Origin of the sequence: Streptomyces qaidamensis, assembly GCF_001611795.1 — a bacterium.
Classification (GTDB): domain Bacteria; phylum Actinomycetota; class Actinomycetes; order Streptomycetales; family Streptomycetaceae; genus Streptomyces; species Streptomyces qaidamensis.
In genome coordinates this window covers 3,860,031-3,883,346 of the sequence record NZ_CP015098.1, presented here as the reverse complement: position 1 = coordinate 3,883,346, position 23,316 = coordinate 3,860,031, and the positions used below count along the sequence as shown (strand labels likewise).

Here is a 23,316-nt window from a genome sequence, read left to right as displayed (position 1 = left end):
GGGTATGGGGATAGAGGTCCTCACGCCGGACTATCGGCAGATCATGAAGATCGTGGCCGACGCGGACGGACCGGTGATGGCCAAGGACGTCGCGAGGGCGCTGGGTCGTGAGCTCACGCCGGGCAAGGTCGAGCCGGTCCGGGGGCAGTTGCGTCCTCTACGTCCGCCACCAGGTCCAGCGCCGCCGTGGTGTCCTGTACGACGACGATCCCAAGAGCCGCCGTCGCCGCGCAGTCCCTCTGCCCGCTCTCTGCATCGCACCCCTGCGCTGGCACCGCCTGCGGCAGGCGGACGCTCGCGCCAAGGCGGGGGAGAGGTGGCAGGAGTCGGACTACGTCTTCGCCACCCGCACCGGCCGCCCCGTCGAGCCGCGTAACCTGTACCGCTCCTTCACCCGCGTCGCCCAGTCCGCCGGCCTCCGCGTGATCCGGCTGCACGACGCTCGCCACGGGACGGCCACCTTGCTCACGGCGGCCGGGGTCGCACCCCGCGTTGTCATGGAGATCCTCGGTCACTCTCAGATCAGCATCACCATGGACGTCTACACGCACGTCGTCCAGGACACCCAGCGCGAAGCCATGAGCCACGTGGATCGCCTGCTCAGGAGACGCCCCATTCGCGCGTGACCGCCCGCGTTGATGTCAGATGTGGATGTCAGAAGGCCCCCACCCCCGAAATTTCGAAGGTGGGGGCCTTTGAGCTGGTGCCCCCGGCAGGATTCGAACCTGCGACACCCGCTTTAGGAGTTTTCCCTGATCAAGGTCGTGACCTGGGGAAACTCCGCCATGACCGCGTTTGACCTGGAGAAACATGTCTCGGTGGTTTTTGCAGGTTCCCAGGGTTTCCCGGCCTCATGTGTGCTGAATCCGTTCCGGGCCGACTGCAGGGGGGCGACCTCGTGCCACAGGTCGTGGGCGCGCGCGGCGTGGCCAGAGGGAGGCACAAGACGCGGAGGAGTACGCGCCCGTGTGGTGGATCATCACCCCGTTCACGGGGCCCCAGTTGCCGTGCTGGTCGCGGTTGTGGGTGCGCCAGGATCCGTGTTCGACAACGCCAAGAGGTGCGCTCTTGAGAACGGACAGGAACTTGTCCGCGGACAGAGGGGTGGCCACCTTCGCTTCACCTTCACCCGGTGAGTCAGGGGCAGTCGGCCGTGCCCGGGGGCGCCGGACCGGTCCCTCGGGGACGAAGGGCACTTCGCTGCCGGCGGAGAGCCGTCCTGACAGCGGCCGGAGTCTAACGGCTCCCTGCGGCTTACCCACCTCGTCGGATCTGCTGCCAGGAGGGCCAAAAACAGGAGATGGCAGGACGAAGGTCCACAAGGCCGAGTACGTTCGACTCGGCCCGCTGGCTGCCGGACGGCATCGGGGTTACGCCGGCCGTCTCTCGCCCTCGCGACAGGAGTCGTTGCCGCATGACCTACCGGTTCAACCCGCCGCCCACCTGGCCCGCCCCGCCGGAGGGGTGGAGCCCGCCACCGGACTGGGAACCGGATCCCGCATGGCCCACACCCCCCGGCTGGCAGATCTGGATCCCGGAAGGAGCCGCGCCGCAGCCGAGTGCACCCGTTCCTCAGCAGTCCCCCTACGGTCCCCAGGCGACGGTCCCGGCCACAGGTGGGGGTCTGTTCAGCCGGCGCCGCAAGCAAGCGGAGTCCGAGGCGGCGCGTCTGGCGGGCGAGCTGGCGCTGATGGAAACACAGGTACGCGGACTACAGGAAGACAACCGTCACCTGACGGAGCAATTGAGTCGTCTCATCGGAGCCGACAGCGCTCAGATAGCCGCCGAGCAGCAGCGACTGCGCCGCGCGCATGAGGAGAAGATCCAAGAGATCGGACGGATCGACGCTCTCCTCGACGAGAAAATAGAGCACGCCGCCGAGAGCGCCGCGCAGTCCCTGGTTGACGTGCGCCGCCAAGCCGACGACATGGCTCGCCAGACGGCGGAGGCCGAACAGCGCCTCACGGCCGCGCGCCGGGATCTGGTGCTCACCGATGAGACGCGGATGCTGCAAGAGGCCGGCATTTACGAGTACCGCCATCCGCTCGCCGACGCGCTCGCCTACAAGGACCGGCTCGACAGTCTCAAGGCCCGCTACAAGCAGTTGGCGAGGGACGATCGGGCAGTGCTCGGGAACCAGTACTGGATGGTGGACGGCTCAGCTGCCAAGGGCCGCAAGATGGTCCGTGACTTCTCCAAGCTGATGCTGCGCGCGTACAACGCCGAGGCGGACAACGCAGTGCGCGGCATGAAGCCGCACCGGCTCGACTCGCTGATCGACAGGCTCGCCAAGACGCGGGAGTCGATCGCCCGGCTCGGCGCCACCATGCAGATCCGCATCGGCGATGACTACCACCAGCTGCGGGTCCAGGAGTTGGAGCTGACGGCGGACTACCTGGTGAGGAAGGAGACCGAGCGGGAGGAGCAGCGAGAGCTACGAGCCCAGCAGCGCGAGGAGGAGCGCCTGCAGCGCGAGATCGAGCGCGAGCGGCAGCGGCTGGAGAAGGAACGCAGCCACTACGAGGGCGCCCTGCGCCGCCTGCGCTCCGGCACCGGCGATGAGGCCGCCATCGCCGAACTTGAAGAAAAACTCGCCGAGTTGGGCGCCGAACTGGAGACGGTCGAGGCCCGCGAGGCCAACATCCGGGCCGGATACGTCTACGTCATCTCCAACGTCGGAGCGTTCGGCGAACGCATGGTCAAGATCGGTATGACCCGGCGCCTCGATCCCATGGACCGCGTCATCGAACTCGGGGACGCGTCCGTCCCCTTCCGCTTCGACGTACACGCCCTGATCTTCAGTGAGGACGCCGTCGGCCTGGAACGCCGCCTGCATCAGGAGTTCGAGTCCCGCCGCGTCAACCGGGTCAACCTACGCCGGGAGTTCTTCTACGTCACACCGGCAGACGTACGCGCCGCCCTGCAGCGGCTCGCCGGACAGCACCTCCTGGAGTTCCAGGACACGCCCGAGGCTCCTGAATGGAGGGCCAGCCAGACCGCTGCCGGGCGGTGACGGGCTCGACTCAGTCAACCTCGTCGGGTGCGTCCAGACGGCAGGCGGCGCCATCCAGACTGATCCAGGTGACCTTGGAGGTACTGCCGGCAGAAGGCCTATCGATGGCGTCGCGCAATCTCGGAGCAGCCGGTGGACGCAGAGTGACCTGTGGCGGATTTGGGACGGATGTGGTGGTCGCCCTGAAGTGGTTGCCAGGCGGCGAGCCCTCTGCCGGATGATGTGGCACGCCTGTGGCACGGGGCGGGAAACGAAGAAGGGCCAGCCTGGGAGGAAACCCTCCTGAGCTGGCCCTTTTGCTGTGCCCCCGGCAGGATTCGAACCTGCGACACCCGCTTTAGGAGTTCGATCCGAGCGCGGCCCAGTGGCGCTACTGCACGGTCGGGTCGACAGCGCCGAGCCGTGCAAGGGTGCCCACGTCCGGCGCCGTTGATGTCAGTTGTGGATGTCAGCCGGAGCTAGCGCTTCTTGCGGATCCTGCGCTTCTTCTCCCTGGCTTCCTTCTCCTTGCGCTGGGCCACACCGTACGCGGACCACGGTCCCTGATGAACCGGGCACCGGGAGGTTCCTGTCACCACCTTCCGTTGACACGACCCTCCTGTCTTGGTCGGCGCACCACACTTCGCCACGCGGCTTCCCCCTCCGGTCTCGTCACGCAGTACGTGAGGCTCTGAGCACAGTGGCTCGGGTTCTGCCGGCGGGGAAGGCGCACGCGGGATCTGCCAGGTGCACGCGGGCGCGCATCGCGGCCTCAGCCCGGGAAGCCCGCGTGCTCCGAGTGGCGACTGAGTTGCTGACGCGCGAGACGCTTCGCGGGCAGCCCTGCCTTGGCGTCGCAGCACCCCGAACTGCCCTAGAGGTAGGCAGAGTTGCTGGTCAGAGCATGTGATACAGTGTTTCTGCTCGGTCTCTTCGTGCCTTGAGCTGCGGCATCAGGGGTGGGACACAGTCTCACAGGAGATGAATCAGAGCTCGATAATTTATAAATCCATACCGTGAAATCGCAAGCCTGATTTCTTTTCGCGACGATGGCCAATTAGTGCCGGAGTGATTAGAGATCGGGCTTTTCTTATTTCCCCGCAGGGAAGGTTAGAAGCTCTATTCGGGAGCCACAATGTAATGGAGGGCGCCAATGCGCGAGTTTTTCAAGCAAGTTGGGCGGACGATCCGGTTCGCAATTGCCGACGAGTCCCGGACCGCCCGCCTCAGGTCCCTGATCACGACGACGGCCATCGTCGTGACTGTGGGCCACTACGTCCTGTTCGTTAGGTAGACGCCTCGCAGGACAACTCAAAGAGTACGGCGGGCTGCGTCCTCGTGGCTACAGCCCGCCGCACTCGGCCACGGCCCTGCTCACGCACCGAAGCATTACTCAACGGCATGCCTTACCACCACTTCAACTGGCCGTGGAGAGGGTGCTTCTGATGCCCTGCCGTCCTGGGTATGGCTCGTGCCGCGGCGCTGGGTGGGGCGACATCTGCCCCAGTTCGATCACGAGTCGGTGCCTTCGACAGGATCGGCCTGCTCAGCTAACGACAGTCAGCCACGGCGCTGGGGCGTCGACCGACCAGGGCGCGCGTGTGCCTCGGCCGGCCTTACCGCGCTGTCGGGGCTCGTCGTCAACCACAGCAAGTCGCGACGGCCGGCCCGTGACGGCGACATCTGAGCTCTCAACTTGGGAAGCTGCGAGCGTTTGACATCGAGTTGCGCGCTGACCTGGGAAAACGGTCGAGGCGTGGTGTCGTCGGGCCTGGCTGCTTTCACCGTGGTTCCCCGCTGTTCCCCGCCCGATCTGGTGCGCTTGTGGTGCGGCCGTGGTTCGCGCACCAAGGCCGTAGCTCCACAGAGGCCGATCATTGGAGGTCCTACAGGCTGCGGTACAGCTCGTGAGAGTCAGTGAAAGGTCCTGCCAGTTGCTGGGATTGCTGTACGTTGCTGCTGAACTTCGAGCATGCGCCGGGGGGCCGCGATGGATGAGCGTACATACGCGATCATGGAAACCATGAGGTCTGCGCAAGCGGACACGATGGTGCGCGCCGTCAGGAAAGCTCTCGACGACGAGCCCGGCATCTCCGGGCGTAAGGTCTTGGCCCTACTTGAAGAACTGGCCCACGAGGCTCAGGAGCGCGCCACTGAGGCGATGGCGGACAGTGAGCCCGATCGGGACACATGCGCTAAGTGTGGGCAGCCTATTCAGACGGACTCCCGGGACCGGGAGCGTTGGTTGCACAGCTCTGATCGAAGCCGGGGCTGCCGAGCAGCCACCTTCGACCGAGAGAACGGCTGGAACGACGACATCCCGAGGTCTTGGATGGCTACCCCCCGTCGGCGTCACCCCTGACGGGCAGGTGACTCTACGGCCCGGCGTCCACGGGAGACGGAACAGACTCGTACGCTTTCCAACTGTGTTGGCCGGCCCAAAGGCATCGGACGGGGCCGTTCCCCTGCGCCAGAAGCAGACCATGACTGCACATTTTTACTGTCGGGTAGGCGTAACCGCATCGTGGTGCATCATGTAAGAGCGCCGAGATGTTGCGATGCATCAGGAGGGGGATCGTTAGGGTGTCTAAGGTTGATGACCATTTCGAGTACGAAGTATCGCTAGGCCTAGTACCTGAAGATGAAGAGATCGAGATATCGCTGTCTGAGGAGCAATTGGCGGCGATTGACAAAATCGTCAAGTTCGGCTTCCGCAGAGCAGGTCACTACAGTGACGGTATGCACTTCGTGGACGAGCGTGATGGTTCGTCTTCACGAGGAAAAGGGGGATTCCTCAGGAGCGCCGATATCCGCGTGACTGACCTCCCGGCCGCCGCTTCGGGGTTGGATGTATACAAAGATCACACTGAGTACAGGGGGATAATTTCTCACGATGGGGCTAGCGCTGAGTTTCTGATCGGCAACTCTAGCTCTACCATTCCTGCTGGGAAAATCATCGAGTCATACTCCTGGCAGTATGCTGAACCTGATTGTGAGCACATATTCGAGCCCTATGTAATTAAGCAGAAATCGCGGACACATGAAGTGGGGTTCCACCTCCGCAGCCCCAATTTGAATGCCTGCGTCGAGATTTCCCCCATCAGTCCAATTGCCACACTCCTCGCCTATGATCTCGGATATTACACGGCGGACAACTTCAGTGAGCACACGCTAAAAGTGATGCTGGGATCGTCTAGTGACGTCGCCGCAAAATCCATGCAAGTGCAGCAACTTGCGCACGATCTGCTATTCGAGCTCGATGCTAAATATGGTCTTGTTCTCAGTCTGATACCACGAGAGCGTGGTCGGCTACCATTCTTGTCGAGGAAGCCGCCGAAGGAGTGGCAGTCGATCAGCTTCCCCTCAACGCGCGTGCCTCGCGAGGTTGCGGCGATCTTCTCTTTCGCCGGTGAAGCTCAAGATAATCCGCCCTTTGCCTTCCTCTCCTACTATCAAGTGCTTGAGTACTATCTCCCGTTCGCGGCGCGTCGAGCTGCACTAAAGCGTGTCCGCCGTGAAATAAGGGACTTCGCTTTTGATGTTTCGGATGACGCTTCTGTGCTTCGAGTACTAAACGTCGCCGAGCGAGCGAAGGGTGTGGGTGAAGAAGAAGCTTTGAAAATTCTGGTACGGGACTGCGTCCGAGAGGACAAGCTGATAGAGGTCCTCAAGGGCGACGGATTTATTGAGCACTTTTCCCGTAAAGGGCCTATAAAAGGGGTTCCTGCCATAAATCTCAGTTCCACGTCGGAGACCGTGCAGGTTCAAGTTGCTCGTAGAGTCTACGCACTCCGAAATAGGATTGTGCATGCAAAGGATGATCCGAAATACTCTGAAACGCCGCAGTTGTTGCCGCGCAGTAGTGAGGCGAATCTGCTCGGCCCGGACATCCTCCTAGCCCGCTTCCTGGCGCTTGAGACCATTATTGATGCGCAGGACTAGCTAGCATTCTGTTGGTCAAGCTAACCTCGCGCTTTCACGAGGCTGACTGTCCTTCTGGTGATCTCGGGTGCCATCGTTCGGGAGCGGAGGGCCTCGGACGGCCCAGCGACCGCAACAGCGGCGACCCTCATATCAATCGGATTGCTCTACGTCTACCCTCCCAGGCCGAAGTAGCTAAGAACTAGTTGCGTGACTACTCCCCCTGCGACTCCGGTGCCGACCGCCTCAGACGATCGGGCCCCCAGGGCCAGAACCCTGCCCAGCCACCCCTGCACACGAGGACCAGGCTCTGCCAGTTCTCCCCCCGCCTCGGCGCGGTCCTCGGAAATTGCTACGGTGAGAGATGTCAGCAGCTCTTCATTGACGCCAGCCTGCCTCAATCTGTCAACCAGCTCACTGTCTGTCTTTGGGGGACTAGCGTAAGAATTCTGAGTGAAGTTGCTTGAGTTTAGCGCTACGTTTGCTCCAGGGCCATTAATCACTGTATGAAAAATCTCGTTCCCTTTTTCAGGTGTCACGAGAGACTCCCCTGCTTTCTCCCCAGCCTCCGGGTTTTCTGCCTCAAGTTGAAGTGCGAAGTCGAGGATTCGCGTGCGAACTGCATCGAGAATGGCGCGCAAGAGTGACGGTGAAAGTTGACGCCAAATGCGCGTTGCGCCCATTCCTTCGTACATAGTGAAGTCGCCACGAGTGTGATGGAAGTTGAATTGGGCCACCATGTCTGCGGTCCAAGGAACACCAAGTCCATTTCGAAGATCACCTTTGAGGAGATCTTCGATTTCGGAAACGCTAGAATTTATGCTGGTTTTTCCAAGTCGAGAGGGGTTGAATCTTTCGGGTAGCATGGAGACGGCGACAGGAGCATTGCTCACCCCTGAGCCGAAGGGTCCTGCAAAGTCTCCAAGTGTGTGCACAGGAAATGGCCCGCGATAGGCTGGTACATCCTCGTCGGGGTATCCTGTTAGTTCTCTATCGATCCAGTTCAATGCGTCGGAAATTCGTAGACGTGTTGCCACAATTCGAGCCTGTCGAAGAAGGCTTGCGGTAGAGACTTCCTCGCCAGCCGCATCCCTAATCAGATCTTGCAATAGCGCCACTCGCGTCTCCCGCTGTAATCCCCTGGTGTCTTCGATCTCGCCAAATGTTAGCTACACACTGAGTGACTTGTCCTGGGAAGTTAGGTTTTGGCGGTCACCCAGGGAATGCTGCGATGGTTGGATGCGCGAGGTCGGTGGAGCGGCTTTGGGGTGGCGCTGCTTTGGCGCGAGTGATCATGGCCCCGTAAGCTTCCGGCGCGTCGGGCAGTCTGTGGACCTGCCCGGTAAAGCACGACGTTGGGGCCATGATCTTCGAGGCTCGCGCCAAAGTGGCTCCGTAAAGCCGTGGAGCCGACCGCCCCAGCCCCGACGTACCTCTTCTCTGACATCAGGCGGCTGCATGCTTTGAGCGCGGCCCGGGCGCCGGCAGGGCTGGAGCGGGGCGGAGACAGGAGCGCAGGCCCGGCCGGGGGCCGGGCCGCGCGCGGTGAGCGGAGCGAGCCGCCTTGAACCAGTAGAGAAAGTTGTAACTCAGTCTGTGGTGTGGGGCTTGAAGTCGTATGCGCAGGCTGGGAGTTCGACGTCTTGCCGGTGAGCCATCGGCAGGAAGACCACTGGCCGAATCGTCCATGTGATGCGGGTACTGGCGTGGGTCACAGAGACGGTGCAGGGCTCCATGCGCAAGAGAGCTCGTCGAGTCTCGATGCGGCCGTCATAGAGCCAGGCCCAGGCCTCGTCTGAGGCGTCGGGGTCGAGTGCTGGTGAGATGGTGCGTAAGGCGACCGCGACCCACCTGTCAGCCTGTGGTGCCGAGTACGCGTCGAAGGATGCCCGGAGTGCCGGCCATCCTGTCTCGTCGTTGATGTCCTGCGTCCAGCACTCGCACCAGAAGCCCCGCTGAGGCTTGTCCATCAGCACGGGTGTCCTCCCGGCTGGGTGCCCGTGAAGAGTTCGGCGGTGACGGTGTAGCCGCTGTGGCTGCCGTGGACGACGACCCGGTGTGCGATGACGCTGACCATGCCCAAGCCGCGGCCGTGTACCGCATCCATGCTCGGCTGCTCGACCTTCGGGGCCGTGCCCGTCCCTCCCTCGTCGGTGACCGACAGGGCGACCACCTTGGGGGAGACCGCCAGGGCCAGGTGGAAGCTGCCTGCCCCACCGCTCGCGGTGTGAAGGATCGCGTTCGCGCTCAGCTCGCTCACGATCAGTTCGGCGTCGTCGGCCAGGGGAGATCCGCGCAGGATGTCCCGCGTCCAGCGGCGGGCCCGGCTCACCTCTTCCGGAAATCCTGGGCAAGTGAGTCCCCAGACCCGGGCGGTGCTCGTATACTCGTGCATACAAGTTCCTTCGTGCTGGTAGGCCGCCATGTGCAGCGGGTTCGGGCTAGACGAGTTTCACGCCGTCGTGGGCGCGGATGGCCGGCGGGGACACCGCGTCCAATGCGTCCAGGACGCGGATCGCGTACGCCTCGTCGGCGAGTTCGATGACCTCTTCACGGGTGGCCCAGCGCAGCGCACGGGTCTCGTCCCCGGTGGTGGGCGTGCCGTCGGCGGCCTCACAGCGGAAGACCATGGAGACGATCAAGCCCTTCATGTTCTTGTAGATCCCGGTCAGGGTCGCGGGAAGCGCGATCTTGATGCCGGTCTCTTCGAGAACTTCCCGTTGGAGTGCCTCGGGGATGGTTTCCTCGCGTTCGAGGATTCCGCCCGGGGGTTCCCAGTGGCCGTTGTCGCGGCGTTTGATCAAGAGGGCGCGGTCCTGGTCGTCGACGATGACTCCGGCGACGCTCACGGAGTGCGGACGGTCGGTGCTCACGTTCCTCTGCCCTCTCGGATGGCTAGGCTCTCCACCGTAGCAACAAAGCTCGCCCACTCGTCTAGATACCTAAAGGAGTACACGTGCCCTCTCTTTCCTCCGGCCTCCTCGGCGATCTCGACCCCACGAGCGATCGTGCGGTCTTCCGGCAGATCGCCGACCAGCTGCGCGAGGCCATCGACCGTGGGCGATTCAAGGAGGGTGAAAAGCTGCCCTCCGAGGCCGAACTTGTCGAGCATTACGGGGTTTCCCGTATGACGGTTCGAAACTCCTTCTCCGTCCTCCAGGGTGAGGGCCTGGTGCACGCCGAGCATGGCAAGGGCGTCTTCGTGCGACCACGGCCGCCTGTCAGGCGGCTCGCCTCCGACCGGTTCGCCCGGCGCCATCGCGAGCAGGGGAAGTCCGCGTTCATCGTGGAGGCCGACGCCGCCGGCAGTCACCCGCAGGTGGACAGCCTGGAGGTCAAGGAGGAGAAGGCCAGTCAGGACGTCTCCACCCGGCTCGGGTCCGTGCGTCGGGTGCTGGCCCGGCGTCGCCGGTATCTGCTGGACGGGCGGCCCGTGGAGTTCGCTACCTCGTACCTGCCGCTCGACATCGCGCGCGGTACGCCGATCGCCGAGCCGAACCCCGGGCCCGGTGGTATCTACGCCCGGCTTGAGGAGCTGGGGCACCGCCTCGACCACTTCGAGGAAGAGATTCGTGCCCGGATGCCCTCGCCTGATGAGGTGCGCACGCTGCGGCTGGCCTCCGGCGTGCCGGTCATTCACCTGATCCGGACCGCGTTCGACCAGGAGGGGCGGGCCGTGGAGGTCTGCGACACGGTCATGGCTGCGGACGCGTACGTCCTGTCGTACCAACTTCCGGCGACGTGAGCGCCTGATCGGCGGTGGTGCGCGGGGAGGCTTCTCCGAACTCGTACACCCCAACAGGCCTACTCGTATAGACGAGTGGGCAAGTTGTGTGGCAAGGTGGTTGCCGTTCCCGGAGATCGGGTTCGAGCGCTGCATCTTGTATAGACGAGTAGATGGGAAGAAGTCTTGCGCACCATCCGTGTAGAGACCTCAGCCGCAACGATCCTGCTGACCGAGGCCCCCGAGCCCAAGGTCCGCGACCGGCAGACCGGTGAGATCGCCAAGGACGCCACCAGCGGAGAGGCTCTGATGACGATCGGCGTCGTCTACCTGGAGGACGGCGAGTCGTCGCTGATCAAGGTCACCGTTCCCGAGAGCGGGGTGTCCGAGGGGCTGACGCTCGGGGCTCCGGTCTCGCTTCCGGGTCTGGTGGCCCGGCCGTGGGAGAGCGTCTTCAACGGACAGCAGCGCCACGGCATCGCCTACCGCGCCGCCGCCGTGACACCGGCCGCGTTCCCGGCCGCCACCGGGGCCGCTGCCTGATGAACGACCTGACGACACTCCTGAAAGTGGGTGGTCCTGTCGCCGCACTCGGCGGCGGGGCCGCCTACGCCCGGGCCAACCACCCCGCGGTGTACTGGTCCACAGTCGGCCTGCCGATCTCCACCGCCCGGCTCCTCAGCTCCTACGGCTCGGTCATGGAAGCCTGCGGCCTGACCGTGGCCCCCTCCCGGCTGCGGATGCTGGCGGTCAAGGCCACCACTCGCCGTGAGGTTCGTCCCGTACCGCCGCGCCGGGGCATCATCCGGCCCACCTCGACCGGGCTGCGGCTGCGGCTCCGGCTCGCTCCGGGGCAGGAACCAGCCGACGTCGCCGCCTCGGCCGAACGGCTGCGGCACGCCTGGGGCGTTCACGCCGTGTACGCGACCACGATCAAGCCCGGTGTGGTCGAACTGCGGCTGGTCGGCTTCGACGTGCTGAGGCAGGTGCGGATGCCTCGCAAGGTGGACGCCGGGTTCCTTCAGGTGCCGGTGGCGCTGCGGGAGGACGCCATGCCCTTCGTGCGCGACTACCGGGCCGTGCCCCACCAACTCACCCTTGGCGCCACTCTGTCGGGCAAGTCCATGTATCTGCGGCACCTGATCGCCGGACTCGCTCCTCAGCCGGTCGCCCTGGTCGGCATCGACTGCAAGCGCGGTGTGGAGCTGGCGCCGTTCGCCTCCCGCCTTTCCGCGCTGGCGATCGATCCGGAGCAGGCTGCCGAGTTGCTGCCCGTGCTCGTGAAGGAGATGGAGGACCGATACGACCTGATCAAGGCCCGGCAAGGCATCGCCCCGGACACTCCGGCCGAGGAGATCACCTCGGACGTCTGGGGACTGCCCGAGTCCGAACGCCCGGTCCCGATCGTGCTGTTCGTGGACGAGGTGGCTGAACTCTTCCTCGTCGCCACGAGGAAGGACGAGGAACGCCGGGACGAGATGGTCACCCAGCTCATTCGCCTCGCCCAGCTCGGCCGCGCGGCCGGCATCTACCTGGAGGTCTGCGGGCAGCGCTTCGGCGCTGAGCTGGGCAAGGGCGCCACCATGCTGCGCGCCCAGTTGACCGGCCGCGTCTGCCACCGAGTGAACGACGAAGCCTCCGCGAAGATGGCGCTCGGCGACATCGCACCCGAAGCGGTCACGGCCGCCTGCGCCATCGCCCCCGAACGGCCCGGCCTCGCCGTGGCAGGTGACACCTCCGGCGGCTGGTCACGCATCCGCACGCCGTACCTGTCGCTGGGCGACGCTGCCGAGACCTGCCGCGAGTCGGTCCACCTGGTTCCCGACCTGCCCGCGCTCAAGCCCTTCAGGCCCGACGTGCCCGTACGGCCCGTCGAGACACCGGGCCCGGCCGTGCGGCCCCGGCCGGTGGCCGACTGACCGCGCCCCCAACCTCGGTCGGCGTGACCGCGTCACGCCATGTCCCTACCCCTCCCATGCCCGAATTCGGAAGGAGCCGCAGCATGCGTGCCCACCTGGCCCGTGTCGATGCGGTGCTCGTTCAGGCCGTCATCGCCGCCGCGTTGTCCTTCGCCCACCTGCACGATGTCGCCTCGGCGGCCGGGCAGGACGGGTGGAAGGCGTGGGCCTACCCGATCAGCGTGGACCTGCTGCTCGTCGCCGCCTGGCGCCGACTGCGCTCCGGAGAGGCGAAAGCGGCCGGGTGGTGCTGGTTCCTGATCGCACTCGCCGCGTCCCTGGGCGCGAACGTCGCCACCGCTGGCCTGCTCGACCTGGATCACGTACCGGCCTGGCTGCGCATCCTCGTGGCGGGCTGGCCCGCGGTCGCCTTCCTCGGCGGAACCCTCCTGGTCCACTCGCCTCCGACAGCGCACGGCGCGACCACTGACGCCGTAGACCAACAGGAACTCGACGGCAGCGAGGACCAGGAGAACGTGCCCGATCCCACGCCAGACCCCCCGACTCCACCGGCGGCCGAACCGGCACCGGCCCTACCGTTGGCCCCTCCGCCGGTCGCTGTTCCGGCCGCCCTGGTCGAGCACGCCCGCAAAGTCGCCGCCGACCACCGCACCCGCACTGGAACGGCCATCGACACCCCGACCCTGCGCGCCCGCCTCGGTGTCCCGCCGCCCATGGCCGAAGCCATCGCCGCTCAACTCACCTGACCAGCAAAGGGAGATCATGCCGCTCTTCTGCTTCAACACGGCCGCCGACTACCTCGCGGCGGCCCGCGAGATGGCCGTCAGTGGCCGGTCTGCGCTCGCCCGGCTCCTCGCCGAGGAAGCCGCCGACCGCACGCAGGATCCGGAGGAAGCCGCCCGGATCCTGCGCGACTTCCCCCGCTCCAGCCCGCGACAGGAGGACTGACCATGCCCGCGCCTAAGCGCTTCCGCCACGTCAGCCGTATCGGCCCCGTCCAGGTCGGCACGTCCTACGACGGTCGCGGCCGGGAGAAGCACACCGCCGCCTGTACGGCCCCGCGCTGCGGCTTCTCCGCCGACTACGACAGCCGCGCCGCCGCCGAGCTGGCTGCCCGCACCCACCACTGCCCCGTGCGCTGAAAGGATTCCCGACCCGTGACCGTCAGCCTTCCGCTTGTCGTCGTCCTCGGTTTCTTCGCCTGGGGAGCAGTCAGGTTCCTCGGCGTCCGCGTCTGGATCGTCGTCCTGATCGCTCTCTTCGGCTTCTGGCTCTCCCGCACCTTCCTCGCCCCCGCCATCGAGTCCGGCACGCGCTCTGGCGTGACCGTCATAAACGGCTCATACGCCTAGACGAGTAGATAAGGAGACCTGGCCCGTGTTCCTCCCGAAGTACCCCGACAGCCCGACCCCGCCGCCCGCGCACACCCACACCCCGACCGAGCCGCCGCCCGTACGGCGTTCACTCCCGTCGGTCTCCATCGATCAGAAGACCGTCGTGGCCTTGGTCGTCGGCGGGGTCGTCCTTACCGCGCTCCTGGCGGCCGTCGCCGTCACGGCCATCTCCGTTGCCGTTGCCGCCGTCGTCCTGCGCTCCATGCTCCGCGATCACCACCGCCGCTGAACCGCGCCAGCCTCCGGGGCGGCGGCACACGACCAAGCATTTCGCCGCCCCGGCGCCTGCTCCTCCCGACCCAGCAAGTCAGAAGGGGAATCGCCATCTTCACCCGCACCACTCCGGCCCCACTCCCGGAACTCGCGAACCTGGCCGCTCAGGGCACACTGCCGGGTATCCTCCGCCAACTCTCAGGACTCGGCGGCTGCACCCACCCGATCCGCCTCGACGGCCACCGCACCGAGTACGACGTCGACACCACGACCGGCGAGATCGGCAACGTCCTCCACCGCCTCGACTCGACCAGCCTCCCGGCCGGACAGCTCCTCGTCCGCTGCAACAACCGCCGCACGACCCGCTGCGCGGCCTGCGCCGAGGTCTACCGCCGCGACACCTTCCACCTGATCATCTCCGGCCTGCGCGGCGGCAAGGGCACCCCCGAACACGTCGCCGCCCACCCTCGCGTGTTCGCCACCTTCACCGCGCCGAGCTTCGGCCCGGTCCACAACCGCCCCTCCAGCGGGCGCCCCTGTCGCTGCGGAACCCACCACGACCAGGACGACGACGAACTTGGCACCGCGCTCGACCCGGACACCTACGACTACGAAGCCGCCGTGCTCTGGAACGCCCACGCCGGTCCGCTCTGGCGGCGCTTCTCGACGTACCTGCGCCGGGAGGTTGCCAAGCGCGCCGGCCTGTCTCAGCGGCGCTTTCGCGAGCACGCCCGCGTGTCCTTTGCCAAGGTCGCCGAGTACCAGAAGCGCGGCGCGGTCCACTTCCACGCCGTCATCCGCATCGACGGCCCCAGCGGCGGCGACCCCTCACCCCCTACCTGGGCAACCGCCGACCTGCTCACTGACGCCATCCGCAGCGCCACCGCCAAGGTCCGCGTGGACGGCCCGACCATCGACGGCCGCTCCCACACCTTCACCTTCGGCAGCCAACTCGACGTCCGCACCATCCGCTCGGCGGACTTCAACGATGGCCAGGAGCTAACCGAGCGGGCCGTCGCCGCCTACATCGCCAAGTACGCCACCAAGGGTGCTGAGACTGCGACGGGAGCTCTCGACCGGCCGCTCAAGTTCGCCGCCGAACTCGCCCAGCTCGACATCAGCGACCACGCCCGCCGCCTGATCCGCACCGCTTGGTTCCTCGGCACACGCAAGGACCTCGAACACCTCCGCCTGCGCGCCTGGGCCCACATGCTCGGCTTCCGCGGCCACTTCTCCACCAAATCCCGCCGCTACTCCACCACCCTCGGCGCCCTCCGCGACGCCCGCGCCGAATGGCGCCGTGCGCAAGCCACACCTGCCAACGGCCCCGAGACCGACACGACGTACGTGCTCTCGCACTGGGTCTTCGCCGGAACCGGCCTCTCGGAGGCCGAAGCCTGGCTTGCCGCATCCCTCGAACCCGCCCCCGGAACGGAAGGAGAGCCCACCCATGCATGACGACGAACTGCTGACGGTGCCTGACGTGATGGAGCGGCTGAAGCTCGGTCGCTCCACCGTCTACGACCTCATCCGCTCCCGTCGTCTGCCCTCGATCACCATCGGCCGGTGCCGTCGGATCCCCGCGCGGGCTGTCCGCGAGTACATCACCCACGAACTGGAGGCGGCTGCCTGATGGCCCAGCAACGCAAGCGGAACCCCAACGGCGCCGGCACCATCACCAAGCGCAAGGACGGACGCTTCCAGTGCGCGGTCTACGTCCTCCAGCCGGACGGCACCCGCGCCCGTAAGTTCGCCTACGGCAAGACCTGGGCCGAGTGTGACGCCAAGCGTCGCGAGCTGCTCGACAAGGTCGACCAGGGCGTGCCAGTGCCCACCAAGTCGGCCAAGCTCTCGGACTGGCTCCCGTACTGGCTGGACAACGTCATCAAGCCCCGGCGGAAGCACAGCACGTTCGACAAGTACGAGGCACACGTCCGGCTCTACCTGGTGCCTCTGCTCGGTGCCAAGCGGCTGGAATCCCTCGGCGTCGCCGACGTCCGCCGGTTCCTCGTCCGCCTGGAGAAGGAGACGACCGCCGCAACGGCCAAGGAGTCGCACCGAGTTCTGCGCTCGGCTCTGTCTTCCGCCTGTCGCGAGGAGCTCATCGCGCGCAACGTCGCCAAGCTCGTCGAGCCGCCCCGCACGGACAAGCCCGAGCTGCACCCCTGGACCCTCGACGAGACGCTCGACTTCCTCGCTGCCTCCCGCAAGGACCCGCTCTACGCGGCCTTCGTGCTCGCCATCGCCATGGGGCTCCGCCGAGGAGAGATCGTGGGCCTGCGCTGGTCGGACCTCGACCTCGACAACCGTGTCCTGTACGTCCGCCACCAGGTCCAGCGCCGCCGCGGCGTTCTGTACGACGACGACCCCAAGAGCCGCCGTCGCCGGGCGGTCCCTCTCCCCGCCCTCTGCATTGCGCCCCTGCGCTGGCACCGCCTACGGCAGACGGACGCTCGCGCCAAGGCGGGGGAGAGGTGGCAGGAGTCGGACTACGTCTTCGCCACCCGCACCGGCCGCCCTGTCGAGCCGCGCAACCTGTACCGCTCCTTCACCCGCGTCGCCCAGTCCGCCGGCCTCCGTGTGATCCGGCTGCACGACGCTCGCCATGGAACGGCCACCTTGCTCACGGCGGCCGGAGTCGCTCCCCGAGTCGTGATGGAGATCCTCGGTCACTCCCAGATCAGCATTACGATGGACGTCTACACCCACGTCGTCCAGGACACGCAGCGCGAAGCCATGAGCCACATGGATCGCCTGCTCAGGAGACGCCCCATCCGCGAGTGACCGCCCGCGTTGATGTCAGAAGTAGATGTCAAAGGCCCCGGACCAAGATCGGTCCGGGGCCTTTTGGCTGGTGCCCCCGGCAGGATTCGAACCTGCGACACCCGCTTTAGGAGAGCGGTGCTCTATCCCCTGAGCTACGAAGGCGGGGCTTGATCGAAACCTTGCACGGAACTCGGTGAAGTGCCCGTGGCCAGGTCTGTCTGTCAAGCCCTGAGCGTCCTGGAGGCGACCGCTGTGGCGCGTGGACAGGCTGGGCCTGGTGACATGCCGCAGCGCCCGCCGAGGCGCTCGATCCACAGGGTACCGGATCGGGGCTCGGGCGGGCGCTGGTGTTGGTGGGTGGGCGGTGGGGTGCTCAGGCGGTGGGGCTCAGCAAGGGTGACCTCTCTTCGGGTGAGGACGAAACCGAGGGTGAGGAGCAGGCGGCCGTTCCACAGGGAGGCGTCGAGCTGGGAGCGGTCCGACTCGGCGTCACTGCAGTAGGGGTAGACGAGCCGGTGGACGCGGGCGTACTCGGGGACTGCTGGAGGTGCTCGGGGATGTGAACCACGAAGCCGGCCGGGTCAGCACTTCCAAGTCGCCCAGTACCACTTGCCCTTCATCGAGCCGTCCGAGTTCATCACCGGCGTGGCGATCTGGACACCCGTGGAGCCCTTGCCGGGGTAATACCAGAAGTAGTGGCCGTGCTTGCGCTTGCCGTAGTGGACCTCCACCCACCCCTGGGATTTCCGCCAGTACGGCGCGAACCAGTACCCGCCCGCCATATGGGGCGGTATGACGCCCTTGAGTGTGGTGCCGGCGCTTGTGGTCCTGCCGACCTCCCACTTCTCCGTCTGCGACAGGCTGGCGGACATGCCCCCTTCGAGCACGTCCGAGAATCCGGCCTTGACCTCCACCTTCGTCTCCTGCTGGAAGGAGTACGAGGTGCTGCGGTCGGTCCTGAAGGCGAGGTCGAAGCCCAGGTCCCTGCTGCCCGCGCAGTTGTACACCGGGTTGCCGACCTGACGCCGCTTGCCCAGCTGGGTCCACGCGTTGACCTCGTGGTACTGGCACAGGTCGGTCTTGCCGTTGTTGCAGTCCCAGATCACATCGGGCCTGTCGTCGCCCCAGCCAGGGCTGGTGTTGGCGCTGGCCGTGCCCGTGGAGAGGGGGATCAGTGCCAGGGCGAGGGCCGATGTCAGCACGGCCGTCCGGCGGCGGCCGGTCTTCCGGATCTTCATGGGTCGTTCTCCCGTCGGACTCCTCGACCCGCGGGTCGGGTCGGGCCGCTGCCCCGGCCGAGGGGGGAGTCGGACCGGGGCAGCGACGGGTCGATCGTCAGGGACCGGGGGGTTGATCGGCCAGCCTTTCCATCAGGTCAATCAATCGCCTCTGACCAGGGAAATCAATGCCGGACGGGTCAGTCACCGCACACCTCGCGGTACGGCACGTCACGCACGTACGTCCGCCACTGCGCCCGAGTGAGGTCGCCGCCGCCCGCTCGCGCGCATACCGACTCGACGGCCTCCGACGGGCGGATCGTGTAGCGCTGGAGGGGCACGTGCGCGCTCCCCGCGTACACCGTGGAGCTGTCCTCGGCGAACGCCACCGTGTCGATCGCCTCGCCCGGTGTCGTCAGCGGACCGCCGATCGGCTGCTGCGTGGCGATGTCCCACAGCTGGAGAGTCCCCGCCTCGCCGCCCACCGCCAGCGTGCTGCCGTCAGGACTGACGGCGAGGGCGCTGACGGCCTCCGAGGTGTCGCCGAGGAGTGAGTCGGAGATGCCCTCCGGGAGTGTGGGGAAGACGCTCGGCAGGACTCCCGCCCGCTGCCGCAGCATCCCGTCCCACAGCGCCACCCGGCCCGTCTGGTCCCCCGCCGCCAGCCGCGAACCGTCGGGGGAGAAGGCGAGGGCGCCGAGCTCTTCGCCCTGGACGAGGTCCTGTCCGGCGACCTTGCCGCCGGGCAGGGCCGCCGAACGGTTGTCGCCGGTCAGGAGCCCGCCGTCGGGGCGGACGGCGAGGTGGTGGCTGGACAGCGCCGGGAGGGCCGCCGTCCTGCGATGGTGCGCGGTGTCCCAGACCTCGTTGCTCAGCGTGCCTTCGGCCAGGGTGCGGGCGGCGTAGAGCGTGCGGGCGTCCGGGCCCAGGGCGAGCGTGATCACCGCCCCGTCCGGCCCGCCCGGCGCCAGATCCACCGTCGTGCGGGCCCGCCCCCGCCTGACGTCCCAGATCGTGATGCGCTGCGTGGACGCCTCGCTGCCCGGGGCCGAGACACCGTACGCGAGCGACGTGCCGTCGGGGCCGAAGGCCAGCAGGGCAAGGGTCTGCTCGGCGTCCACCGGCCGGGCGGGGTCGCGGGAGACGGGGAGCGGCGGGGACGGCAGCGTCCGCAGCAGCCGCCCGCCGAGGGTGTCGCGCAGTTCGAAGCCGTAGCGGTCACCGATGCGCCGGGCGGTGACGACGGTACGGCCGTCAGGGCCGATCAGCACCTTGTCCAGTGGCCGGTCCTGCCAGGCGGAGGTCACGGCCGTCGCGACGTCCAGCGAGTGCACCGTGCCGCCCTCCAGATACCGCAGCACCGGGTGAGCCGGGTCCCAGGCCAGAGCGCCGTACAGATGCTGGTTGTTGAGGGAGTGCCGGAACACCGGGGCGTCGACGCCCAGCCGCCACACCCTGAGCTCCTCCCCGTCGGCGGTCGCCAGGAAGTTCCCGTCCTTGCTGAAGGCGGCCAGCTTCACCCCTGCGTCCTGCAGGTCGGCCAGCTGCCGCCCCGTTCGGACGTCGAAGACGCGCACGCCGGTGCCGTTCACGGCGGCGAGCCGCTTCCCGTCGCCGAGCACCAGCTGTGCCCGCTCGTCGCCGCAGACCTCGCCGCCATGCTCCCAGCGCCCGGGCACCGTGCGCCCGCTTCGCAGGTCCCGCACCCGCAGCCCGTCACCGGCATGGCAGAACGCGACCAGTCGGCCGTCCGCGCTGGGGACCACGGTCGCCGACTGCGTCTCGAACAGCAGCCTGCCGTCCGCGTTCGAACGGACCTGCACCCGGAAGTCGTCCACGTCGCTCACGGCGTAGCTGCTTCCGGCGAAGTTCACGCCGGACGACGCCGGAAGCCGGTCACCGCTCCACCGTCCGACGGCCGTGTCCCACAGCCGTACGCCGTCGTCCGCGTGGACCGCCAGCAGCCGGCCGTCCGGACTCGCCCCGAGCACCAGCCCGCCCGCAGGCAACCGTCCCGAGGCGATCCGCCGGTGCCGTGCCACGTCCCAGGTCCGCCAGGTACGGCCCTCGACGCTGAGCAACGTGCGACCCGAGTCCGTCAGGTAGCGGGAGGCGCTGTCGTCCGGCGCGTGATCGCTGAAGGTGTCCAGTTCCGGCTGGCCGAGTGAGCCCAGCAGGGCCCGCCGGGTCTCCGGCAGGCGGGCCACCCGCCACGCGGCGACGCCCAGGAGCTGCGCGACGCGAGGTTCGGTCGTGCGCAGGGCGTCCGCGACGTCGGCGATCCGGCGGGCCACGTCGTCGGTGCGCCGGTGCTGGTTGTCCCGGCGCTGTGTCCAGGCGGCCAGACCGGCGACCAGCGCCACCACGAGGACGGCCGACAGCACGCCCACCGCGGCCCGTGCCCGGCGTGTGGAGCGGGCGGCGGCCCGGGCTTCCGCATCGCGGACGTCGAGCGTGGCGGTGAGGAACGCCCGTTCCGCCGCGGTCAGTGCGGGGTCCCGCTCGTGGTCGGGGAACAACTCCTCCGCGCGGGCCAGCCGGGTGCCCCGGTACAGGGCGCCGGGGTCGCGGTCGTGCTCCAGCCATGTGCGGGCGGCATCGGTCAGCTTCCGGTGGTGGCGCAGCCGCTCGCGGTCTTCCTCGATCCAGCCGTGCAGCCGGGGCCAGGACGTGAGCAGGGCCTCGTGGGTGAGGTGGACGGTTTCCTCGTCGAGGGTCAGCAGGCGGGCGCCGGACAGCCGCTCCACCACCGGCGGCACGTCGGGGTCCCCCCACTCCTCCAGTTCGGACCGGGAGAGCGGGCGGCGGGTGTCGGGGGTGCCCTGCCCGGGCTCGACGAGCCGCAGCAGCAGGCGGCGGGCGGTGTGGGCCTGTGCCGCCGACAACTGCCCGTACACCTCCTCGGCGCTGGCCGCGATCGCACCGCGCACTCCACCGACCGCCTCGTACGCGGTCAGCGTCAGCATCCGGCCCTTGCGGCGGCGCCAGGTCTCCAGCAGGGCGTGCGACAGCATCGGCAGTCCGCCGGGCTCGTCGAGCACCTCCTCGACGAGCCGCGCGGTCAGCTCCCGCTCGACCAGGAGCCCGACCGCCTGCGCGGGCTTGACCACCGCCTCCCGCAGCTCGTCCGCGGTCATCGGGCCGACCAGCAGGCCGGTGCCGCGCAGGCCGTCCGCCAGGTCGCGGTGCTCGGCGCAGCGGGCGTAGAAGTCGGCGCGTACGGCGATGAGCACCCGGAGTCGGTTGTCCGGCTTCCGGGCGGCCAGCAGCAGGTCGATGAACCGTGCCCGCTCCTCCCGGTCCCGGCAGAGGGTGAAGACCTCCTCGAACTGGTCCACCACCACCCAGCTCTCCGGCTCGTCCTGCGCCGGGGCCAGCAGGTGGCCGTACTCGGAGGCGGGCCGCGGCCCCGGGGTGAGGATCCGCAGGACTGCCGGGGAGCCCAGCTCCAGGATCTTCTCCCCCAGGCGGGGGATGAGTCCGGCCCGCAGCAGCGAGGACTTCCCGCTGCCGGACGCGCCGAACACCACCGCGAAACGGTGCTCGCAGACCAGCTCCTGCAACTCCTCCACCAGCCGGTCCCGGCCGAAGAACAGCGCCCGGTCGTCGGGTTCGAACCGTGCCAGTCCGCGATACGGCGGCACCGCGTCCTCGTCGTCCTCGCGCGCGGCGCCGGCGGCCTCCGCCTGAGCGGCCTTCCAACGGGGCTCCCACTCGGCCGGGTCTCCTCCGCAGGCCCGCACATACCCCTGGACGACGGCGAGCGACGGCAGCCGTTCGCCCGCCGCGGCCTGGGACAACGTCGTGGCCGAGAACCCCGCCGTCCTGGCCATGGCCCGGTAGGACGGGCCGCCGGCCGTCCGGCGCAGCTCCCGGAGCTCGTGCGCGAGCCGCGGCACGGGGCCGGCCGTCGGGTCCAGCGGTCTTTCCGGGCGCCCCATGCGCATACCTCCGTACAGCCAGGCGAAAGCGACATCAGGCGTGACGAACACACAAGCCGCCCGACAGCGCCCAGATTGCCCACGGGTGGCGTGCAGGTGTTGCGGCATGTGAAGTCAATCAAACCCCTTTCGCCCACAGGATTGATTGACCTGACAAAAGGGACGTGCCAATCAAGGTTCCGGTTGCGAACGTCGGTGGGGAAAGGCCGGACATCCGGCACACCCAGCACCGGGAGAACAGCACAATGCCCCGATTCCAGGTCCTCCGCAGGCTTCGTACCTCGGCCGTCGTACCGGCGGCACTCGTCGGAGCCCTGGCCGTCACCAGCGTGAGCGGACTCACCGAGACGCACCACACATCGCTCGGGCAGGAGACCCAGCTGGTCAGCGCCACCACGCCGACCGACGGCATAAGCATCGAATTGGACACCGGCGTCCACCGCGATTTCGCCCACCGGTACGACGCCCTCATCAACGACATCCGCGGACGGGTCAGAGGCACCCGGCTCTACGGCAACATCATTCTCGCCCCGAAGAAGGACGACTACTTCGGGGTCACCCTGGCCGTGGGCAACGGGCGCCAGATCACCCTGGTGTTCAACGCGAAGAACCTGTACATCGTCGGCTGGCGCAACCACCAGACGAACACGTACTACCGGCTGGGCCACGGGCCCGAGACCCTCCCCGGGGCCTCCGCGGTGCGCAACCTGAACTGGATCAACTACAACTCCATGGAGAGCGCCGCAGAAGTGGGCCGCGGCAGCCTGGGCATCTCCATGGGCACCATCCAGGGCTCGATCAGCGACCTGGGCAACCCGCACTACGCGGCAGCCGGCCGGGACCAGGCACGAGCCCTGCTGATCCTCACCCAGGCCTTCGCGGAAGGTGCCCGCACCGACTTCATCTCCTACCGCGTCAGCCAGGCGATCAGGGGCGGCCACAGCTACTACAGCGGAGAGTCGTCGTCGATCAGCAGCAACGGGTCGAACTCGGGCGGAAGCATGATCGACGTGACGGGCCTGGACTTCGAGCGGGACTGGAGCGACCTCTCCCTGGCCGTCGAGAGAGCGACCCACAACCACGCCGCCCCCCGTTTCCGCATCGGGGACGGCTACCTCACGACGCTGTCGGCCATCGACGCCCAGCTGGCCGTGGCCCTCTATCACACGCTCTGAGGCCACCGCGACGAGCAACCCCCGGCGGGGCACTTCCCCATCCCGCCGGGGGGC

At 67.4% G+C, this 23,316-nt stretch carries 22 protein-coding genes, 1 tRNA gene and 1 pseudogene; 15 read left to right on the top strand and 9 right to left on the bottom strand.

The features are described from left to right. Positions 1-152: 152 nt before the first annotated feature. A pseudogene (locus A4E84_RS16985) lies at positions 153-626 on the top strand (tyrosine-type recombinase/integrase); the annotation flags it as partial. A gap of 1,085 nt (positions 627-1,711) precedes the next feature. Here A4E84_RS16985 and A4E84_RS44535 read toward each other — a convergent pair. Beyond that, a complete protein-coding gene (locus A4E84_RS44535) occupies positions 1,712-2,014 on the bottom strand; it encodes a hypothetical protein (protein ID WP_237304934.1) in 303 nt (100 codons plus the stop codon). Between A4E84_RS44535 and A4E84_RS16980 the strand changes: the two genes are divergently transcribed. Together A4E84_RS16980 and A4E84_RS42925 are read left to right on the top strand one after the other, a co-directional pair. Then, complete coding sequence (locus A4E84_RS16980) at positions 2,006-3,013, top strand: SNIPE associated domain-containing protein (RefSeq protein WP_237304933.1); 1,008 nt, start codon at positions 2,006-2,008, stop codon at positions 3,011-3,013. The genes A4E84_RS44535 and A4E84_RS16980 overlap by 9 nt on opposite strands. 2,562 nt (positions 3,014-5,575) lie before the next feature. Beyond that, positions 5,576-6,934 (top strand): hypothetical protein, encoded by a 1,359-nt coding sequence (locus tag A4E84_RS42925; RefSeq protein WP_159029585.1) that lies wholly within the window; start codon positions 5,576-5,578, stop codon positions 6,932-6,934. Positions 6,935-7,086: 152 nt separating this feature from the next. Here A4E84_RS42925 and A4E84_RS45770 read toward each other — a convergent pair whose 3' ends face one another. The 5 genes from A4E84_RS45770 to A4E84_RS44530 all read right to left on the bottom strand — a co-directional run bounded on the left by A4E84_RS45770 (position 7,087) and on the right by A4E84_RS44530 (position 10,025). Further along, a complete protein-coding gene (locus tag A4E84_RS45770) occupies positions 7,087-8,031 on the bottom strand; it encodes an AbiTii domain-containing protein (RefSeq protein ID WP_159029584.1) in 945 nt (314 codons plus the stop codon). A gap of 471 nt (positions 8,032-8,502) precedes the next feature. Next, the gene (locus tag A4E84_RS16970; RefSeq protein ID WP_062931481.1) at positions 8,503-8,883 is read right to left on the bottom strand and encodes a hypothetical protein; all 381 of its coding nucleotides are present in this window, start codon (positions 8,881-8,883) and stop codon (positions 8,503-8,505) included. After that, complete coding sequence (locus tag A4E84_RS16965) at positions 8,883-9,308, bottom strand: ATP-binding protein (protein ID WP_062927396.1); 426 nt, start codon at positions 9,306-9,308, stop codon at positions 8,883-8,885. Before A4E84_RS16965 ends, A4E84_RS16970 begins: the two co-directional genes overlap by 1 nt. Positions 9,309-9,354: 46 nt before the next feature. After that, positions 9,355-9,762: an NUDIX hydrolase gene (locus A4E84_RS16960; protein WP_062931480.1), complete on the bottom strand. Its 408-nt coding sequence runs from the start codon at positions 9,760-9,762 to the stop codon at positions 9,355-9,357. Between the two features lie 20 nt (positions 9,763-9,782). Next, positions 9,783-10,025 carry a hypothetical protein gene (locus A4E84_RS44530; protein WP_237305171.1) on the bottom strand — a complete coding sequence of 81 codons (243 nt, stop codon included), beginning with the start codon at positions 10,023-10,025 and terminating at the stop codon, positions 9,783-9,785. Here A4E84_RS44530 and A4E84_RS16955 point away from each other — a divergent pair. The 11 genes from A4E84_RS16955 to A4E84_RS16905 all read left to right on the top strand — a co-directional run bounded on the left by A4E84_RS16955 (position 9,939) and on the right by A4E84_RS16905 (position 16,947). After that, positions 9,939-10,658, top strand: a complete 720-nt coding sequence (locus A4E84_RS16955) for a GntR family transcriptional regulator (RefSeq protein WP_233580483.1) — start codon at positions 9,939-9,941, stop codon at positions 10,656-10,658. The two genes, A4E84_RS44530 and A4E84_RS16955, sit on opposite strands and share 87 nt — an antisense overlap. Positions 10,659-10,823: 165 nt before the next feature. Then, the gene (locus A4E84_RS16950) at positions 10,824-11,180 is read left to right on the top strand and encodes an SCO3933 family regulatory protein (RefSeq protein WP_030851889.1); all 357 of its coding nucleotides are present in this window, start codon (positions 10,824-10,826) and stop codon (positions 11,178-11,180) included. After that, positions 11,180-12,556 (top strand): FtsK/SpoIIIE domain-containing protein, encoded by a 1,377-nt coding sequence (locus A4E84_RS16945; RefSeq protein ID WP_062927395.1) that lies wholly within the window; start codon positions 11,180-11,182, stop codon positions 12,554-12,556. The genes A4E84_RS16950 and A4E84_RS16945 overlap by 1 nt, the downstream gene beginning before the upstream one ends. 83 nt (positions 12,557-12,639) lie before the next feature. Further along, entirely contained in the window at positions 12,640-13,302 is a 663-nt protein-coding gene (locus A4E84_RS16940) for a DUF2637 domain-containing protein (protein ID WP_062927394.1), read from the top strand. A 16-nt stretch (positions 13,303-13,318) separates the two neighbouring features. Next, on the top strand, positions 13,319-13,504 hold the full coding sequence (locus A4E84_RS16935) for a hypothetical protein (RefSeq protein WP_062927393.1): 186 nt from the start codon (positions 13,319-13,321) through the stop codon (positions 13,502-13,504). Between the two features lie 2 nt (positions 13,505-13,506). Next, positions 13,507-13,698 carry a mobile element transfer protein gene (locus tag A4E84_RS16930; RefSeq protein ID WP_062927392.1) on the top strand — a complete coding sequence of 64 codons (192 nt, stop codon included), beginning with the start codon at positions 13,507-13,509 and terminating at the stop codon, positions 13,696-13,698. A gap of 15 nt (positions 13,699-13,713) precedes the next feature. Beyond that, entirely contained in the window at positions 13,714-13,908 is a 195-nt protein-coding gene (locus tag A4E84_RS16925; RefSeq protein ID WP_062927391.1) for a hypothetical protein, read from the top strand. A gap of 25 nt (positions 13,909-13,933) precedes the next feature. After that, complete coding sequence (locus A4E84_RS16920; RefSeq protein ID WP_062927390.1) at positions 13,934-14,179, top strand: hypothetical protein; 246 nt, start codon at positions 13,934-13,936, stop codon at positions 14,177-14,179. A 140-nt stretch (positions 14,180-14,319) separates the two neighbouring features. After that, positions 14,320-15,621, top strand: a complete 1,302-nt coding sequence (locus A4E84_RS16915; protein ID WP_079128996.1) for a replication initiator — start codon at positions 14,320-14,322, stop codon at positions 15,619-15,621. Further along, complete coding sequence (locus A4E84_RS16910; protein ID WP_062927388.1) at positions 15,614-15,796, top strand: helix-turn-helix domain-containing protein; 183 nt, start codon at positions 15,614-15,616, stop codon at positions 15,794-15,796. The genes A4E84_RS16915 and A4E84_RS16910 overlap by 8 nt, the downstream gene beginning before the upstream one ends. After that, positions 15,796-16,947, top strand: coding sequence for a tyrosine-type recombinase/integrase (locus A4E84_RS16905; RefSeq protein WP_062927387.1), 1,152 nt, complete (start codon positions 15,796-15,798; stop codon positions 16,945-16,947). Before A4E84_RS16910 ends, A4E84_RS16905 begins: the two co-directional genes overlap by 1 nt. A gap of 68 nt (positions 16,948-17,015) precedes the next feature. Here the strand turns inward: A4E84_RS16905 and A4E84_RS16900 are convergent. From A4E84_RS16900 to A4E84_RS16890, 3 genes are all read right to left on the bottom strand, one after another. Continuing rightward, positions 17,016-17,091 (bottom strand) — tRNA-Arg (locus A4E84_RS16900). 419 nt (positions 17,092-17,510) lie between these two features. Next, the gene (locus A4E84_RS16895) at positions 17,511-18,167 is read right to left on the bottom strand and encodes a hypothetical protein (protein WP_062927386.1); all 657 of its coding nucleotides are present in this window, start codon (positions 18,165-18,167) and stop codon (positions 17,511-17,513) included. A 179-nt stretch (positions 18,168-18,346) separates the two neighbouring features. Further along, on the bottom strand, positions 18,347-22,087 hold the full coding sequence (locus tag A4E84_RS16890) for an nSTAND1 domain-containing NTPase (RefSeq protein ID WP_062927385.1): 3,741 nt from the start codon (positions 22,085-22,087) through the stop codon (positions 18,347-18,349). Between the two features lie 245 nt (positions 22,088-22,332). On the opposite strand from A4E84_RS16890, the gene A4E84_RS16885 reads away from it, so the two are divergent. After that, positions 22,333-23,262, top strand: a complete 930-nt coding sequence (locus A4E84_RS16885) for a ribosome-inactivating family protein (protein WP_062927384.1) — start codon at positions 22,333-22,335, stop codon at positions 23,260-23,262. Positions 23,263-23,316: the final 54 nt, after the last annotated feature.

Excerpts from the sequence above, each read along its gene's own strand:
- A4E84_RS16980 (WP_237304933.1), top strand. The coding sequence starts at position 2,006 with ATGCTGCAAGAGGCCGGCATTTACGAGTACCGCCATCCGCTCGCCGAC.
- A4E84_RS16970 (WP_062931481.1), bottom strand. The coding sequence starts at position 8,883 with ATGGACAAGCCTCAGCGGGGCTTCTGGTGCGAGTGCTGGACGCAGGAC.
- A4E84_RS16965 (WP_062927396.1), bottom strand. The coding sequence starts at position 9,308 with ATGCACGAGTATACGAGCACCGCCCGGGTCTGGGGACTCACTTGCCCA.
- A4E84_RS44530 (WP_237305171.1), bottom strand. The coding sequence starts at position 10,025 with ATGCTCGACAAGTTCGGCCTCGGAGGGCAGCTTTTCACCCTCCTTGAA.
- A4E84_RS16945 (WP_062927395.1), top strand. The coding sequence starts at position 11,180 with ATGAACGACCTGACGACACTCCTGAAAGTGGGTGGTCCTGTCGCCGCA.
- A4E84_RS16940 (WP_062927394.1), top strand. The coding sequence starts at position 12,640 with ATGCGTGCCCACCTGGCCCGTGTCGATGCGGTGCTCGTTCAGGCCGTC.
- A4E84_RS16935 (WP_062927393.1), top strand. The coding sequence starts at position 13,319 with ATGCCGCTCTTCTGCTTCAACACGGCCGCCGACTACCTCGCGGCGGCC.
- A4E84_RS16930 (WP_062927392.1), top strand. The coding sequence starts at position 13,507 with ATGCCCGCGCCTAAGCGCTTCCGCCACGTCAGCCGTATCGGCCCCGTC.
- A4E84_RS16910 (WP_062927388.1), top strand. The coding sequence starts at position 15,614 with ATGCATGACGACGAACTGCTGACGGTGCCTGACGTGATGGAGCGGCTG.
- A4E84_RS16905 (WP_062927387.1), top strand. The coding sequence starts at position 15,796 with ATGGCCCAGCAACGCAAGCGGAACCCCAACGGCGCCGGCACCATCACC.
- A4E84_RS16895 (WP_062927386.1), bottom strand. The coding sequence starts at position 18,167 with ATGAAGATCCGGAAGACCGGCCGCCGCCGGACGGCCGTGCTGACATCG.
- A4E84_RS16890 (WP_062927385.1), bottom strand. The coding sequence starts at position 22,087 with ATGGGGCGCCCGGAAAGACCGCTGGACCCGACGGCCGGCCCCGTGCCG.
- A4E84_RS16885 (WP_062927384.1), top strand. The coding sequence starts at position 22,333 with ATGCCCCGATTCCAGGTCCTCCGCAGGCTTCGTACCTCGGCCGTCGTA.